Here is a 254-nt window from a genome sequence, read left to right on the forward strand (position 1 = left end):
GAAGGAACAAAGTTGATATGTGTTACCTCGTTCTCGCTCACGATCTGAAGTAACTCCTGCGGATCTCGCTCGGCGCCAGGCGCCGCGATCACCACTTTTCCGCCGCCCGGTATCCATCCGAACAGTTCCGTCAAGGACACATCGAACGTATAGTTTGTCTTCAGGATATAGGCTTCTTCTTCTCCGCAAGGATATTGGCGCTGTAGCGCAGTCATCATATTCGTTATGCCGCGGTGCTCAACCATGACCCCTTT

1 protein-coding gene is annotated in these 254 nt (G+C 52.4%); it reads right to left on the bottom strand.

Annotation, left to right across the window (positions count from 1 at the left end; translation table 11 throughout):
- Positions 1–254, bottom strand: a 254-nt coding sequence (locus tag FS818_RS28520; RefSeq protein WP_145336784.1) for an AMP-binding protein, incomplete at both ends; no start/stop codon positions are given.

It is taken from the genome of Paenibacillus xylanexedens (assembly GCF_007680605.1).
GTDB classification, from domain to species: domain Bacteria; phylum Bacillota; class Bacilli; order Paenibacillales; family Paenibacillaceae; genus Paenibacillus; species Paenibacillus xylanexedens_B.